General features: G+C 62.1%; 15 protein-coding genes. 10 read left to right on the forward strand and 5 right to left on the reverse strand.

What is annotated here, in order from left to right:
* Positions 1-45 precede the first annotated feature (45 nt).
* Positions 46-1,899, reverse strand: a complete 1,854-nt coding sequence (locus tag ACSSU5_RS14165) for an Lnb N-terminal periplasmic domain-containing protein (RefSeq protein WP_264310361.1) — start codon at positions 1,897-1,899, stop codon at positions 46-48.
* Positions 1,900-1,974: 75 nt separating this feature from the next.
* Positions 1,975-2,463: a DUF3015 domain-containing protein gene (locus ACSSU5_RS14170; protein WP_027594526.1), complete on the reverse strand. Its 489-nt coding sequence runs from the start codon at positions 2,461-2,463 to the stop codon at positions 1,975-1,977.
* Positions 2,464-2,718: 255 nt separating this feature from the next.
* Here ACSSU5_RS14170 and ACSSU5_RS14175 point away from each other — a divergent pair, with 255 nt between their 5' ends.
* From ACSSU5_RS14175 to bamJ, 5 genes are all read left to right on the forward strand, one after another.
* Complete coding sequence (locus ACSSU5_RS14175; protein ID WP_264310360.1) at positions 2,719-5,157, forward strand: Lon protease family protein; 2,439 nt, start codon at positions 2,719-2,721, stop codon at positions 5,155-5,157.
* A 176-nt stretch (positions 5,158-5,333) separates the two neighbouring features.
* The gene (locus tag ACSSU5_RS14180) at positions 5,334-5,672 is read left to right on the forward strand and encodes a PA4575 family protein (protein ID WP_016713353.1); all 339 of its coding nucleotides are present in this window, start codon (positions 5,334-5,336) and stop codon (positions 5,670-5,672) included.
* 112 nt (positions 5,673-5,784) lie between these two features.
* Positions 5,785-6,273, forward strand: coding sequence for a TIGR00645 family protein (locus tag ACSSU5_RS14185; RefSeq protein WP_016501546.1), 489 nt, complete (start codon positions 5,785-5,787; stop codon positions 6,271-6,273).
* Positions 6,274-6,382: 109 nt separating this feature from the next.
* Positions 6,383-6,688, forward strand: coding sequence for a DUF6482 family protein (locus ACSSU5_RS14190; protein WP_264310359.1), 306 nt, complete (start codon positions 6,383-6,385; stop codon positions 6,686-6,688).
* An 85-nt stretch (positions 6,689-6,773) separates the two neighbouring features.
* Complete coding sequence (gene bamJ / locus ACSSU5_RS14195; protein ID WP_264310358.1) at positions 6,774-7,391, forward strand: BamJ family beta-barrel-assembly machinery protein; 618 nt, start codon at positions 6,774-6,776, stop codon at positions 7,389-7,391.
* A gap of 117 nt (positions 7,392-7,508) precedes the next feature.
* On the opposite strand, the gene ACSSU5_RS14200 is transcribed toward bamJ, so the two are convergent.
* The 3 genes from ACSSU5_RS14200 to ACSSU5_RS14210 form a co-directional block, all read right to left on the reverse strand.
* Positions 7,509-7,754: a PA4570 family protein gene (locus tag ACSSU5_RS14200; protein ID WP_003256316.1), complete on the reverse strand. Its 246-nt coding sequence runs from the start codon at positions 7,752-7,754 to the stop codon at positions 7,509-7,511.
* Between the two features lie 151 nt (positions 7,755-7,905).
* Entirely contained in the window at positions 7,906-8,247 is a 342-nt protein-coding gene (locus ACSSU5_RS14205; RefSeq protein ID WP_027594521.1) for a zinc ribbon domain-containing protein YjdM, read from the reverse strand.
* A 164-nt stretch (positions 8,248-8,411) separates the two neighbouring features.
* Positions 8,412-9,380, reverse strand: coding sequence for a polyprenyl synthetase family protein (locus ACSSU5_RS14210; protein ID WP_264310356.1), 969 nt, complete (start codon positions 9,378-9,380; stop codon positions 8,412-8,414).
* A gap of 244 nt (positions 9,381-9,624) precedes the next feature.
* Here ACSSU5_RS14210 and rplU point away from each other — a divergent pair, with 244 nt between their 5' ends.
* From rplU to ACSSU5_RS14235, 5 genes are all read left to right on the forward strand, one after another.
* Complete coding sequence (gene rplU, locus ACSSU5_RS14215; RefSeq protein WP_003247466.1) at positions 9,625-9,939, forward strand: 50S ribosomal protein L21; 315 nt, start codon at positions 9,625-9,627, stop codon at positions 9,937-9,939.
* A 38-nt stretch (positions 9,940-9,977) separates the two neighbouring features.
* Positions 9,978-10,235 carry a 50S ribosomal protein L27 gene (gene rpmA, locus ACSSU5_RS14220; protein ID WP_008092023.1) on the forward strand — a complete coding sequence of 86 codons (258 nt, stop codon included), beginning with the start codon at positions 9,978-9,980 and terminating at the stop codon, positions 10,233-10,235.
* A 188-nt stretch (positions 10,236-10,423) separates the two neighbouring features.
* Entirely contained in the window at positions 10,424-11,650 is a 1,227-nt protein-coding gene (gene cgtA / locus ACSSU5_RS14225; protein ID WP_264310355.1) for an Obg family GTPase CgtA, read from the forward strand.
* Positions 11,651-11,735: 85 nt separating this feature from the next.
* Positions 11,736-12,854 carry a glutamate 5-kinase gene (gene proB, locus ACSSU5_RS14230; protein ID WP_264310354.1) on the forward strand — a complete coding sequence of 373 codons (1,119 nt, stop codon included), beginning with the start codon at positions 11,736-11,738 and terminating at the stop codon, positions 12,852-12,854.
* A gap of 10 nt (positions 12,855-12,864) precedes the next feature.
* Positions 12,865-13,320, forward strand: a complete 456-nt coding sequence (locus ACSSU5_RS14235; RefSeq protein WP_264310353.1) for a CreA family protein — start codon at positions 12,865-12,867, stop codon at positions 13,318-13,320.
* Positions 13,321-13,340 lie beyond the last annotated feature (20 nt).

Raw genomic sequence — 13,340 nt, forward strand, 5'->3', positions numbered from 1 at the left:
CTAGGTGGCGATTTGTCGGCGAGCTGTCAAAACAGTGTCAAAGAGTCAGTAGTGGTACCACTTCAGCTCCAGCATCACCTCGTTCTGCGCCGTCGCCAGGTGGCTGAATTCGCGCGAAGCGCTTAACCGCAGGCCAAGGTTGCGGCTGATTTCCCATTGCTGGTTCAGGCTCACGCTGCGCCGCACCTCGCCATTGGTGAAGAAGTCCCCCTTCGCCTCCAGCGTCAGGTTGCCCAGCCCGTTGCGCCACAGCAGCCCGCTGTTGAACCCCGCTGCCGGGGCGATGAACTCGGCGAAGTCGTTGTGGTGCTCGACCCGCACTGTGCCCAGAGCAAAGCCCAGCAGGCCATCGGCCAGTTGCCAGGTACCGCCGGCGCCGCCATTCACATGGCTCACCAGCACCTCGTCGTCATGCTTGCCGGGTACCCGCTCCAGGCCGCCGGTCACCTGCCATGACCAGGGTTTGAGCAATTCGTTACGCGGCGTCAGGGAGCGGATGGTGGCAAGGTCAAGGCGCTGTACCTGCCAGTCATTGCCTTCGTACTGGCGCACTTTAAGCTGCAGAATCTCGATCTGCGCACCCAGCGGGAAACCGTAGGCGTTGTCGTTGAGGTCGTGATAGGCCATGCGCAGGCCGTACTCGGCGTAGGCACGGTCTTCCCGCGTACCGACACCCAGCTGCCAGGTGCGTGAGTCATGGCCATCCTCGGGCAGCCCCGGGCGCTCGATATCCAGCGCAGGCGGCGGGTTGCGGTTGATCGCCCGCAGCAGCTCGAAGCTGCGCGTGGCCTGGCCCGGATCGCGCGCCTGGCCGTTGGCGCGGTAACGCTCCAGGCGGTAGGCGGCATCTTGCACCAGCGCCTGGCGCTCGCGGGGCAGGGCGGTGAATTCGGGGCTTTGTAGCCGTGCGGTATCGGCGCTGACAGCCAGCACCTGCTGCTTTTCGTGATGATCGAGCGGTTCGGCGCGGGCCAGCAGTTCGCGCTCGCGTGAAGGCCGGTAGTTGACGCTGGACACCAGGCCAGACTGGCGCACGGCCTTGACCGTGTCGGTAGGGATCGCGGTCAGCGGAAACTGCGAGGTCAGGTCCAGGCTGGGCCGGGCCACCTGCAGCAGTTCCAGCAGGCGGTAGGAGCAGTTCTCGTCGAAGAAGAAGTAGTCGAACTGGATCTGCTTGAGCTCCCACACATGCTCGACCATGCGCCCGGTCTCTTGCGGGGTGAGGTCCAGCTGGTACTCCCACAGGTCGCGGTTTTCCAGGCTGCGGTACTCGGACAGCTTCTCCTGGTAAGGCATCAACGCGAACAGGCCTGGGTAGCCGCCCATCAGGCCCTTCCAGGCATACAGGATGCTGTTGTCGCTGCCTTCGATATAGGCACCGAAGTTGATCGCGTAGCTCAGCAGCGTGGTGTCGTCGCTGCGGGTGTTGGACTGGTCGATGCGCAGCAGTGTGTGGCCGAACATCGACGACGGGCTGTTCAGGTAGGCCGCCGGGAAGATCAGCGCGGCGCTGTGCGGGTCGATCGAGGCGTACCAGGTCTTGAATTCCTGGCAGTCGGGCTGTGGCAGGTCAGTCAGCCCCAGTTGCTCCTTGAGCCAGCGGGTGCGGGCCGGAAAGACGCATTGGGCATGCTTGTCGCCCAGGCTGGCCGGCGCATACAGCGCCTGCACCGTGGCCCGTAACTCCTGGTCCGGGTGGTGCGCGCCATCCTCGGCGAGAAAGAACTGGGTGTCGTCCACATAGCTTCGCCAGCCACCGAGCTTGGCGGTCTCGTAGTGGCCCAGGGCGATCCAGTAGGGGGTACTGGCCAGTTGCTGAATACGGCCTTCATCCAGCGCAGGCGCAGCATGAACAGGGGCGCAGGCACACAGCGCCAGGTAAGCGAGGCGTTTGAGCATATCGGGCAACTACTTCTTTACGATGCCGAAAGAAAGGGCGAAACCCGCCCCGACAGGGGGGCGGGGATGCTGCGCTTAAGCCTCGGTGGCGTATTTGGCCAGGCGTGGATCGTTCTTCAGAACGGCCAGGGTATTGCTGTGCACGGTTTCGGCCGTCACGTCGGCGCTGCTGAAGATCTGGCTGAAGTGCTGGTGGGTGACCGACTCGAAGTAGGTGCGGTCTTCAGGCGCCACACCCAGTACCACGGCATAGGTGGTCAGCGCCTCGCCCTTGCCCATGGCCATGTCTTCGGACAGCTCGTTCATCATGCCGTTCATGGCGAACCAGGACTTGCCGCCATAGGTCAGCGAAGCCTTGGTGGAGCAGCCGTTGGTGCCAGAGGTCATGCCGAAGGTGGCGTTGCCGGAGGTGCCGTTGGTGGTGGAAGCCAGGAAGTGGGCCGGAGTACCGCGTTGGCCTTCGAACAGCATGTTGCCCCAGCCGCAGTTCGGGCCGCCAGGCGCTTCGGCCATGGCGTTGAGAGAGACCACGGTGAACAGAGTACCCAGAAGAATCCGTTTCATAGCATTTGTTCTCTATTTGTCTTAACCAAGGGTCAGGGTTTCTGGCAACTCGGTTGCCAGGTCGGGAAAGCATTTCACCCACCCGCGCAGTTTGGAGTTTAGGCACGATCTAAAGGTTGCGTTGTTGATTGCGAAAAATTTGCCCGAAGGCCTGCGTTATCGCGACTGCGACATAAAGTCCCGCCCGGCCTTGCAAGGCGCGCGCGGGCAGCGCCAGAATGCTGCGTATCCGCCCCGCCGAAGTAAGGAAACCCAATGCCCGATCCTGTCGCTGCGCGCCTGCGTCTTGCGCCTGAAGCCCTGACCCGGCGTTTTTCCCCCGAGCAGTTTGCTTTTACCCACACCGACGATCTGGAGCCGTTTCGAGGCGTCCTGGGCCAGGAGCGAGCAGTCGAGGCCCTGCAATTCGGCGTGGCCATGCCTCGCCCTGGTTACAACGTGTATGTGATGGGCGAGCCTGGCACGGGCCGCTTCTCGTTCGTCAAGCGCTACCTCAAGGCCGAGGGCAAGCGCCAGCACACCCCAGCCGACTGGGTTTACGTCAACCATTACGAGGACACCCGCGAACCGCGTGCCCTGGAACTGCCCTCGGGCAGCGCCGGTGAGTTCATCGCCGACATGAACGGGCTGATCGACAACCTGTTGTCGACCTTCCCGGCGGTGTTCGAGCACCCGTCGTACCAGCAGAAGAAGGGCGCCATCGACCGCACCTTCAACCAGCGCTATGACCGCGCCCTGGATGTGATCGAGCGGGCCTCGCTGGAGAAAGACGTGGCCCTGTACCGCGACGCCAGCAACGTCGCCTTCACCCCGATGGCCGAAGGCAAGGCGCTGGACGAGGCCGAGTTCGCGCAACTGCCCGAAGAAGTCCGTGAAAGGTTCCACGAGGATATCGCCGAGCTTGAGGAGCGCCTCAACGAAGAGCTGGCCAGCCTGCCACAGTGGAAGCGTGAGTCGAACAACCAGCTGCGTCATCTCAACGAAGAAACCATTACCCTGGCCCTGCAGCCGCTGCTGGCGCCGCTGTCGGAAAAGTACGCCGAGAACGCGGCCGTTTGCGCCTACCTGCAGTCGGTGCAGTTGAACCTGCTGCGCACCGTGGTCGAGCAACTGGTCGATGACAGCAAGACCGACGCCGTGGCGCGCAAGATGCTCGAAGAGCAGTACGCGCCGAGCCTGGTGGTCGGTCATCACCACGATGGTGGTGCGCCAGTGGTGTTCGAGCCGCACCCGACCTACGACAACCTGTTCGGCCGGATCGAATACAGCACCGACCAGGGCGCGCTGTACACCTCCTACCGCCAGTTGCGTCCGGGGGCCTTGCACCGGGCCAACGGTGGCTTCCTGATCCTGGAAGCCGAGAAGATGCTCGGCGAGCCCTTCGTCTGGGATGCCCTCAAGCGTGCGCTGCAGTCGCGCAAGCTGAAGATGGAGTCGCCGCTGGGTGAGCTGGGCCGGGTGGCGAGCGTCAGCCTGACGCCGCAAATGATCCCGCTTAACGTCAAACTGGTGATCATTGGCTCGCGTCAGCTCTACTACGCGCTGCAGGACCACGATTCGGACTTCCAGGAAATGTTCCGGGTGCTGGTGGACTTCGACGAAGACATGCCCATGGTCGACGAGAACCTGGAGCAATTCGCCCAGCTCTTGCGCACCCGCACCAACGAAGAAGGCATGGCGCCGCTGACCAGCGACGCCGTGGCGCGCCTGGCCACCTACAGCGCCCGGCTGGCGGAGAACCAGTCGCGGCTGTCGGCACGCATCGGTGACCTGTTCCAGCTGGTCAGCGAGGCCGACTTCATCCGCCAGCTGGCCAGCGACGAGATGACCGACGCCGGGCACATCGAGCGCGCGCTCAAGGCCAAGGCCACCCGCACCGGGCGTGTTTCGCAGCGGGTGCTGGACGACATGCTCGCCGGCATCATCCTGATCGACACCGAAGGTGCGGCCATCGGCAAGTGCAACGGTCTGACGGTGCTGGAAGTGGGTGATTCGGCATTCGGCATGCCGGCGCGTATCTCTGCCACCGTCTACCCCGGCGGCAGCGGCATCGTCGACATCGAGCGTGAGGTCAACCTGGGCCAGCCAATCCACTCCAAGGGGGTGATGATTCTCACGGGCTACCTGGGTAGCCGCTACGCCCAGGAATTCCCGCTGGCGATTTCGGCGAGCATCGCCCTGGAACAGTCCTACGGCTACGTGGACGGTGACAGTGCGTCGCTGGGCGAAGCATGCACGCTGATCTCGGCGTTGTCGCGCACGCCACTCAAGCAGTGCTTCGCCATCACCGGCTCGATCAACCAGTTCGGCGAAGTGCAGGCGGTGGGTGGGGTCAACGAGAAGATCGAAGGCTTCTTCCGCCTGTGCGAGGCCCGCGGCCTGACCGGCGAGCAGGGGGTGATCATTCCGCGCGCCAACGTCGCTACGTTGATGCTCGACGAGCGGGTGCTGCAGGCGGTCGAAAATGGGCAGTTCCACGTCTACGCGGTCAGCCAGGCTGACGAGGCGCTGAGCCTGCTGGTGGGCGAGGAGGCCGGGGTGGCGGACGACAAGGGCGAGTTCACCGAGGGCAGCGTCAATGCTCGCGTGGTGGAACGCCTGCGTGAAATCGCCGAAATGATCAGCGAAGAAGACATCAAAGAGGCGGAAAAGGAGCGCCTGGAGGAGATAATTGCGCAGGCCAAACCCGCCTGAGTCAATAAATCGGCGCTGGCGGCGATGTGCTACCGTTCAGCGCCGGTTTTCCATCTTTCTGGGCTGTTCTTCTATGCTGGAGCCTATATGCTAGTACTTAGGACGGTATCAGGGTTCAGGATGGAAACAGCCTGAGGGTTTCGGGCTGAACAGGGCTCATTGGAGGGGACGCGGCCATGCGCAACCTCAGCCTTACTCGCCAGTGCCTGGGCCTGGTGACCCGCATCGAATGCAGCATTCGCCCACTGGCCGGTGACAACGGTATGTGGACGCTGCTGTTCGCCGCCGGCATGGCCGGTGAACAACCTTCGGCCATCAAGGCCCAGGGGCCTTTTCACGGGCCGCTGGTAGCCGAGTCGGTGCTCAATGCCATCGTCGACAGCCTCACGTTACATGGCTATCAGGTTGCCGAAGACCCGCAGATCTGGTGCCTGCACCTGCAGGCGCAGCTACGTCGGATCAATGGCGAGCGCTGCCGCAACCTGGGGGACTATCAGTTTCATCCTGAAAGTTGATTGGGGGTTGGGGCCGCCAAGCGGCCCCCATTCGATTCAGCTTTTGCTGTAACAGGTGGCTGGCTATACTCGCCGTCGCTTTTTTAGTCACCTGACGAGTCCCTTACCCTCCATGGAACGTATTCTCGAAAACGCGATGTATGCCTCGCGCTGGCTGCTCGCCCCTATCTATTTCGGCTTGTCCCTCGGCTTGCTGGCCCTGGCCCTGAAGTTCTTCCAGGAAGTCGTTCACGTTCTGCCCAACGTGTTTGCCCTGAGCGAAGCCGACCTGATCCTGGTGATCCTGTCGTTGATCGACATGTCGCTGGTGGGCGGCCTGCTGGTGATGGTGATGATTTCCGGCTACGAGAACTTCGTCTCGCAACTGGACATCGACGACAGCAAAGAGAAGCTCAACTGGCTCGGCAAGATGGACTCTTCTTCGCTGAAGATGAAGGTTGCCGCCTCGATCGTGGCCATTTCGTCCATTCACCTGCTGCGGGTGTTCATGGATGCACAGAACATCTCCACCGACTACCTGATGTGGTACGTGATCATCCACATGACCTTCGTGGTGTCGGCCTTCTGCATGGGCTACCTGGACAAGCTCACCAAGCACTGAGTCCGCCAAGGGGTAAAACTGACGAGTGGCGTCAGTTTTACCTTGTGTATTCCTAGCCGCTGTACAAAAAATGAGCACTCATGCGCGGTTCCCGCTGCGAGGTGTTCTCATGAACCTGCATCAGCTCAATACCGAGGCCAGGGTTGGCCATGTCGACGAACTCAATTTGATCGCCATCGAAGGTGGTGATTATCTTCTGGAGGCCCGGGTCAAGGGCCGTGCGCACCCGCTTTCCGACAGCCATGGGCAACGCTTGCGCGTGCATTCCGTGGAGGAGGCACGTGACCTGCTCAAAGCCCTGCCATTGCTGTCGCTGAACCTGTTGCACTGGTCAGTGCAGGACGAAATGTGCGGCATGGGCACGCACCCGGAAGAAGACCTGAAAGTGCCGATTTCTCACCGCTCGGCCTGGTAGCTGCTCCCGGCGCCCCAGTGTGCTAGGCTGCTCGCCCTTTTCATCAAGGGCGCGGCTTCACTGCGCCCTGCAGTGGAGCACGACCATGTCCGAACTCAACCTGTCTACCGACGAAACGCGCGTCAGCTACGGCATCGGCCGTCAGCTGGGCGGCCAACTGCGTGACAACCCGCCACCAGGCGTTAGCCTGGACGCCATCCTGGCCGGCCTGACCGACGCCTTCAACGGCGCCGACAGCCGCGTCAGCGAAGCCGACCTGTCGGCCAGCTTCAAGGTCATCCGCGACATCATGCAAGCCGAGGCTGCTGCCAAGGCTGAAGCTGCTGCTGGCGCTGGCAAGGAATTCCTCGCCGAAAACGCCAAGCGCGAAGGCATCACCACCCTGGCTTCGGGCCTGCAGTTCGAAGTGCTGACCGCCGGTGCTGGCGCCAAGCCGACCCGCGAAAGCAACGTGCGCACCCACTACCACGGCACCCTGATCGACGGCACCGTGTTCGACAGCTCCTACGACCGTGGCCAACCGGCTGAATTCCCGGTAGGTGGCGTGATTGCTGGCTGGACCGAAGCCCTGCAGCTGATGAACGCTGGCAGCAAATGGCGCCTGTACGTGCCGAGCGAGCTGGCCTACGGCGCCCAAGGCGTCGGCAGCATCCCGCCGCACAGCGTCCTGGTGTTCGACGTCGAGCTGCTCGACGTTCTGTAAGACCTGCTCTAGCCCATTCGCGGGCAAGCCCGCTCCCACAGGATCGCCACGGCACTCAAGGCCAGTGATGAACCTGTGGGAGCGGGCTTGCCCGCGAAGAGGCCGGGCCTGCAAACATCAATTCCAGTCTGTCCCCCCAGGGCGCAATGCCCGCGCATAGCAGAACAGAAACAAATTCCGCACCAGCTCCTTGAGCACCCCAGGTTCACTCGAATTCAGCCCGCTCATGTCCAGGTCGCCCTGGTCTCGCAGTTCATCGAGCGCTTCTTCTTCGAGCACGGCACAGACTTCGCCAGTCTCGCGATGCAGGATGCGCAGGTAAGGGTGAGGGCGGTCTAGCCAGGCGTCGATCAGATAAGTCATGGCTATTCTCCTTGGATAGCGGTTCCAATGAGAATAATTCTTATTATCAAAATAGCAAGGGTCTATTGGCGTATTTTTGCCGGACGGTGCATTGACCCTGTTGCAGGATCTGTCAGGGCCACCCGGAAGGTAGCCCCGTCGCACAGTGTAATCAGACCTTACGCACGAACTCGGACTTCAGCTTCATGGCGCCGATGCCGTCGATCTTGCAGTCGATGTCGTGGTCGCCGTCGCACAGGCGGATGTTCTTGACCTTAGTGCCGACCTTGACCACCAGGGACGAGCCCTTGACCTTGAGGTCCTTGATCACGGTGACGGTATCGCCGTCCTGCAGGACGTTGCCGACCGAATCCTTTTTCACCACGTCATCGCTGGCGGCTTCGGCCTCGCCGTTGGCCGACCACTCGTGGGCGCACTCGGGGCAGATCAGCTGGCTGCCATCCTCATAGGTGTATTCGGAATTGCATTTGGGGCAGGGCGGCAAAGTGCTCACTTCGGTTCCTTAAACAGACAGGCGGTTAAAGGCGCATATTGTATAAGGTTTTGTCCCGGAAGTGTTTTGTCCTTGCAAAAGCATCGCGGGCAAGCCCGCTCCTACAGGAATCGGCGAAAATCCTGTGGGAGCGGGCTTGCCCGCGAAGAAGGCGACTTGGTCTGTCAGTGCGTACGCGCTACCGCAAATTCGCTCAGCTCAACCAGGGCATCGCGGTATTCACTGGCCGGCAGCACTTCCAGGCACTCGATGGCCTTGGCCACGTAATCACGTGCCATCTGCGCGGTGTAGTCCAGCGCGCCCGAGGCTTCGACCGCTGCACGGATCTGCTCGAGGTCTTCAAGGCCACCTTTCTGGATGGCCTTGCGCACCAGTGCAGCCTGCTCAGGCGTGCCTTCGCGCATGGTGTAGATCAGCGGCAGGGTCGGCTTGCCTTCGGCCAGGTCGTCACCGACGTTCTTGCCCAAGGTCTGCGAGTCGCCCTTGTAGTCCAGCAGGTCGTCGACCAGTTGGAAGGCCACGCCCAGGTGGTCGCCGAAGGTCCGCAGGGCCTCGCGCTGCGCTTCGCTGGCGCCGGCCAGCGCGGCGGCGCTGTGGGTCGAGGCTTCGAACAGCATGGCGGTCTTGCCGCGGATGACCTCCATGTACACCTCTTCGGTGGTGCTGGCATCGCGAACACGCGACAGTTGCAGCACTTCACCCTCGGCGATGACGCGGGTGGCCTTGGAGAGGATCTGCATGACCGGCATCGAACCCAGTTCGACCATCATTTCGAACGAGCGCGAATAAAGGAAGTCACCCACCAGCACGCTTGGCGCGTTGCCCCACAGCGCGTTGGCGGTGGAACGACCACGGCGCATGCCCGACATGTCGACGACGTCGTCGTGCAGCAGGGTGGCGGTGTGCAGGAACTCGATGGTCGCTGCCAGCAGGCGCAGGTCATCGCCTTCGCGGCCCAGGGCCTTGCCACAGAGCAGGACCAGCAGGGGACGCAGGCGCTTGCCACCGGCCGACGTGATATAGTCGCCGATCTTCGATACCAGCGGCACGCGCGAGGTCAGCTGCTTCTTGATGATCTCGTCGACGGCGCTGAAATCATCAGCCACCGCGCGGTAGAAGGTTTGGGGTTGCATCGGCTGCTCCATTGACGTTGCGCGGCATGCTAGGTCGCGGGTCCCGGTGTGTCAAGGCGCGGTGCCCGCACCGCCGGGGCGGTACTTGCAAGCAAAACCGGGGTTGCGTACAATCGCGCACCCTAACTTCCTGGGCAGCACCTGCCTTACGCAATTGCACCGGGCCGTTCCAGCCCCATGCAGCCATGCCAGCCAATACTCAATATATAAAGCGCTGGGTGAGCAGGATTATCGGAGAAATACCATGTCTTACGCAGTAATCGTTACCGGCGGCAAGCAGTACAAAGTCGCTGAAGGTGAATTCCTCAAGATCGAAAAGCTGGAAGTCGCCACTGGCGAATCCGTGACTTTCGATCGCGTTCTGCTGGTTGCCAACGGTGAAGAAGTCACCATCGGCGCACCAGTTGTCGCTGGCGCTAAAGTTGTTGCAGAAGTCGTTTCGCAAGGCCGTCACGATAAAGTCCGCATCATCAAGTTCCGTCGCCGTAAGCACCACATGAAGCGTATGGGCCACCGCCAGTGGTTCACCGAGATCAAAATCACCGGCATCCAGGCTTAATCCCCTAGATCCCCTGAATTTATTTGGAGAATTGAACCATGGCTCACAAGAAGGCTGGTGGTAGTACCCGTAACGGTCGCGACTCAGAATCGAAACGCCTTGGCGTGAAGATGTATGGCAGCCAGGTCGTCAAGGCCGGCAACATCATCGTCCGTCAGCGCGGCACCCAGTTCCACGCCGGCTACGGCGTTGGCATGGGCAAGGATCACACCCTGTTCGCCAAGATCGAAGGCGTGATCAAGTTCGAGAAGAAAGGCGAGTTCAACCGCCGTTACGTGAGCATCGTCGCCGCTTAATCGCGACCTCGCTCCAGAAGCCCCGTCATGCGACGGGGCTTTTTCGTTTGTGGTGAGCCTCTTGCAAAGCTGTTTGTATGGGCTGCCGGCGTTGGTTTCTACGGTCGTACGGGGCCGCCGCGCTCATTTTTGCAAGAGCCTCAGGTTTTTTAAGTATTCAGCTCGTCGGAAGGCGAGAGGCGGTTTTAATGAAGTTTGTTGACGAAGTATCGATTCGAGTCAAAGCCGGTGACGGCGGTAACGGTTGCATGAGCTTCCGTCGCGAAAAATTCATCGAAAACGGCGGCCCCAATGGTGGTGACGGCGGCGACGGTGGCTCGGTGTTCATGGTTGCCGACGAAAACCTCAACACCCTGGTCGACTACCGCTACACCCGTCACCACGAGGCCCAGCGTGGCGCCAACGGTGGCAGCACCGATTGCACCGGCAAGAAGGGTGAAGACCTGTTCCTGCGCGTGCCAGTCGGCACCACGGTGATCGACGCCACCACCCAGGAAGTGATCGGTGACCTGATCACCCCTGGCCAAAAGCTGATGGTCGCCCAAGGCGGCTGGCACGGCCTGGGTAACACCCGTTTCAAGTCCAGCACCAACCGTGCGCCACGCCAGACCACCCCGGGCAAGCCAGGTGATCAGCGCGACCTGAAAATGGAAATGAAGGTGTTGGCCGACGTCGGCCTGCTCGGCCTGCCGAACGCAGGCAAGAGCACTTTCATCCGTTCGGTATCGGCCGCCAAGCCGAAAGTTGCCGACTACCCGTTCACCACCCTGGTGCCGAACCTGGGTGTGGTCAGCGTCGACCGCTGGAAGAGCTTCGTCATTGCCGACATCCCCGGCCTGATCGAAGGCGCTTCCGACGGTGCCGGCCTGGGTATCCGTTTCCTCAAGCACCTGGCGCGTACCCGTGTGCTGCTGCACCTGGTCGACATGGCGCCGCTGGACGAAAGCAGCCCGGCCGATGCCGCCGAAGTGATTGTCAACGAACTGACCCGCTTCAGCCCGTCGCTGGCCGAGCGCGAGCGCTGGCTGGTGCTGAACAAGTCCGACATGGTCATGGACGACGAGCGTGACGAGCGGGTCAAGGAAGTGGTCGAGCGTCTGCAGTGGGAAGGCCCGGTCTACGTGATCTCGGCCATTTCCAAGCAGGGCACCGACAAGCTCAGCCACGACCTCATGCGCTACCTCGAAGACCGCGCCGACCGCCTGGCCAACGACCCGGCCTACGCCGCAGAGCTGGCCGACCTCGACCAGCGCATCGAAGACGAAGCCCGTGCCCAGCTGCAGGCCTTGGACGACGCGCGTACCCTGCGTCGTACTGGCGTCAAGAGCGTCCACGACATCGGCGACGATGACGGTTGGGACGATGATTTCGAGGACGACGAAGACGGCCCAGAAATCATTTACGTGCGCGACTGACCGGTTGCAGTACACTAAACGCCGCTCTCTGGAGCGGCGTTTTTGTATCTACGGTATCTACAGATTCGACATAGGTTGGAAGAAGATGCGAAGCAAGGTGACGGGCGCCAAGCGCTGGGTCGTGAAGATTGGCAGCGCGCTGCTGACCGCTGATGGCAAGGGCCTCGATCGCGGCGCAATGGCCGTTTGGGTCGAGCAGATGGTCGCACTGCGTGAGGCAGGCGTGGAGTTGGTGCTGGTCTCTTCCGGGGCCGTGGCCGCTGGCATGAGCCAGCTGGGCTGGACCTCGCGACCGAGCGCGATGAACGAGCTGCAGGCGGCCGCCTCGATCGGCCAGATGCGCCTGGTACAGGCCTGGGAGTCGAGCTTCGGCGAGCACGGCAAGCACACCGCGCAGATCCTTCTGACCCATGACGACCTGTCCGACCGCAAACGTTACCTCAACGCCCGCAGCACCTTGCGCACGCTGGTCGACCTGGGCGTGGTGCCGGTGATCAACGAAAACGACACCGTGGTCACCGACGAAATCCGTTTCGGCGACAACGACACCCTGGCTGCGCTGGTGGCCAACCTGGTGGAGGCCGACCTGCTGGTGATCCTCACCGACCGCGACGGCATGTTCGATGCCGACCCGCGTAACAACCCCGAAGCCCAGCTGATCTATGAAGCCCGCGCAGACGACCCGGCGCTGGACGCCGTGGCCGGTGGTACTGGCGGCGCCTTGGGCCGTGGCGGCATGCAGACCAAACTGCGCGCGGCTCGCCTGGCGGCACGTTCGGGTGCCCACACCATCATCATCGGTGGCCGTATCGAGCGCGTGCTTGACCGCCTCAAGACAGGCGAGCGCCTGGGTACCTTGCTGTCGCCTGAGCGCGGCATGCTTGCAGCGCGCAAGCAGTGGTTGGCCGGGCACCTGCAGACCCGCGGCACGCTGGTGCTCGACGCCGGTGCCGTGCAGGCGCTGCGCCAGGCCAACAAGAGCCTGCTACCTGTGGGTGTGAAGACCGTGCAGGGCAGTTTCCGCCGTGGCGAGATGGTGGTGTGCGTCGGCCCGGACGGCCTGGAAGTGGCCCGCGGTCTGGCCAACTACAGTGCGCTTGAAGCGCAGAAGATCATCGGCCAGTCGTCCGATGCCATCGAATCCCTGCTCGGTTACAGCGCGGAACCCGAGCTGGTGCACCGTGACAACCTGGTTCTGGTCTGAGGAAGTGCACATGTTGAAAAGGATGATTGCTGTGGCGGCGTTGGCGTTGCCGATGCTGGCCGGTGCCGAGGAGATCGGCCAGGTGTCCACCGTGTTCAAGTTCGTTGGACCCAACGACCGCATCGTGGTCGAGGCGTTCGATGACCCTAAGGTCGAGGGCGTGACCTGTTACCTGTCGCGGGCCAAGACGGGCGGTGTGAAGGGTGGTCTGGGCCTGGCTGAGGACCGTGCAGAGGCGTCGATCGCCTGCCGTCAGGTGGGGCCGATCAACTTCAAGGGTGAGTTGAAAGACGGCGAGGAAGTGTTCAAGGAACGCACCTCGTTGGTGTTCAAGACCATGCAGGTGGTGCGCTTTCTCGACAAGAAGCGCAATACCTTGGTTTACCTGGTGTACAGCGACCGCATGATCGAGGGCAGCCCGCAGAATGCGGTGACGGCGATTCCGATCTTGCCTTGGGCTCACTGATAGCCTGATAGATGCTGGGA

The organism is Pseudomonas sp. E1MeOHC2 (assembly GCF_058745025.1).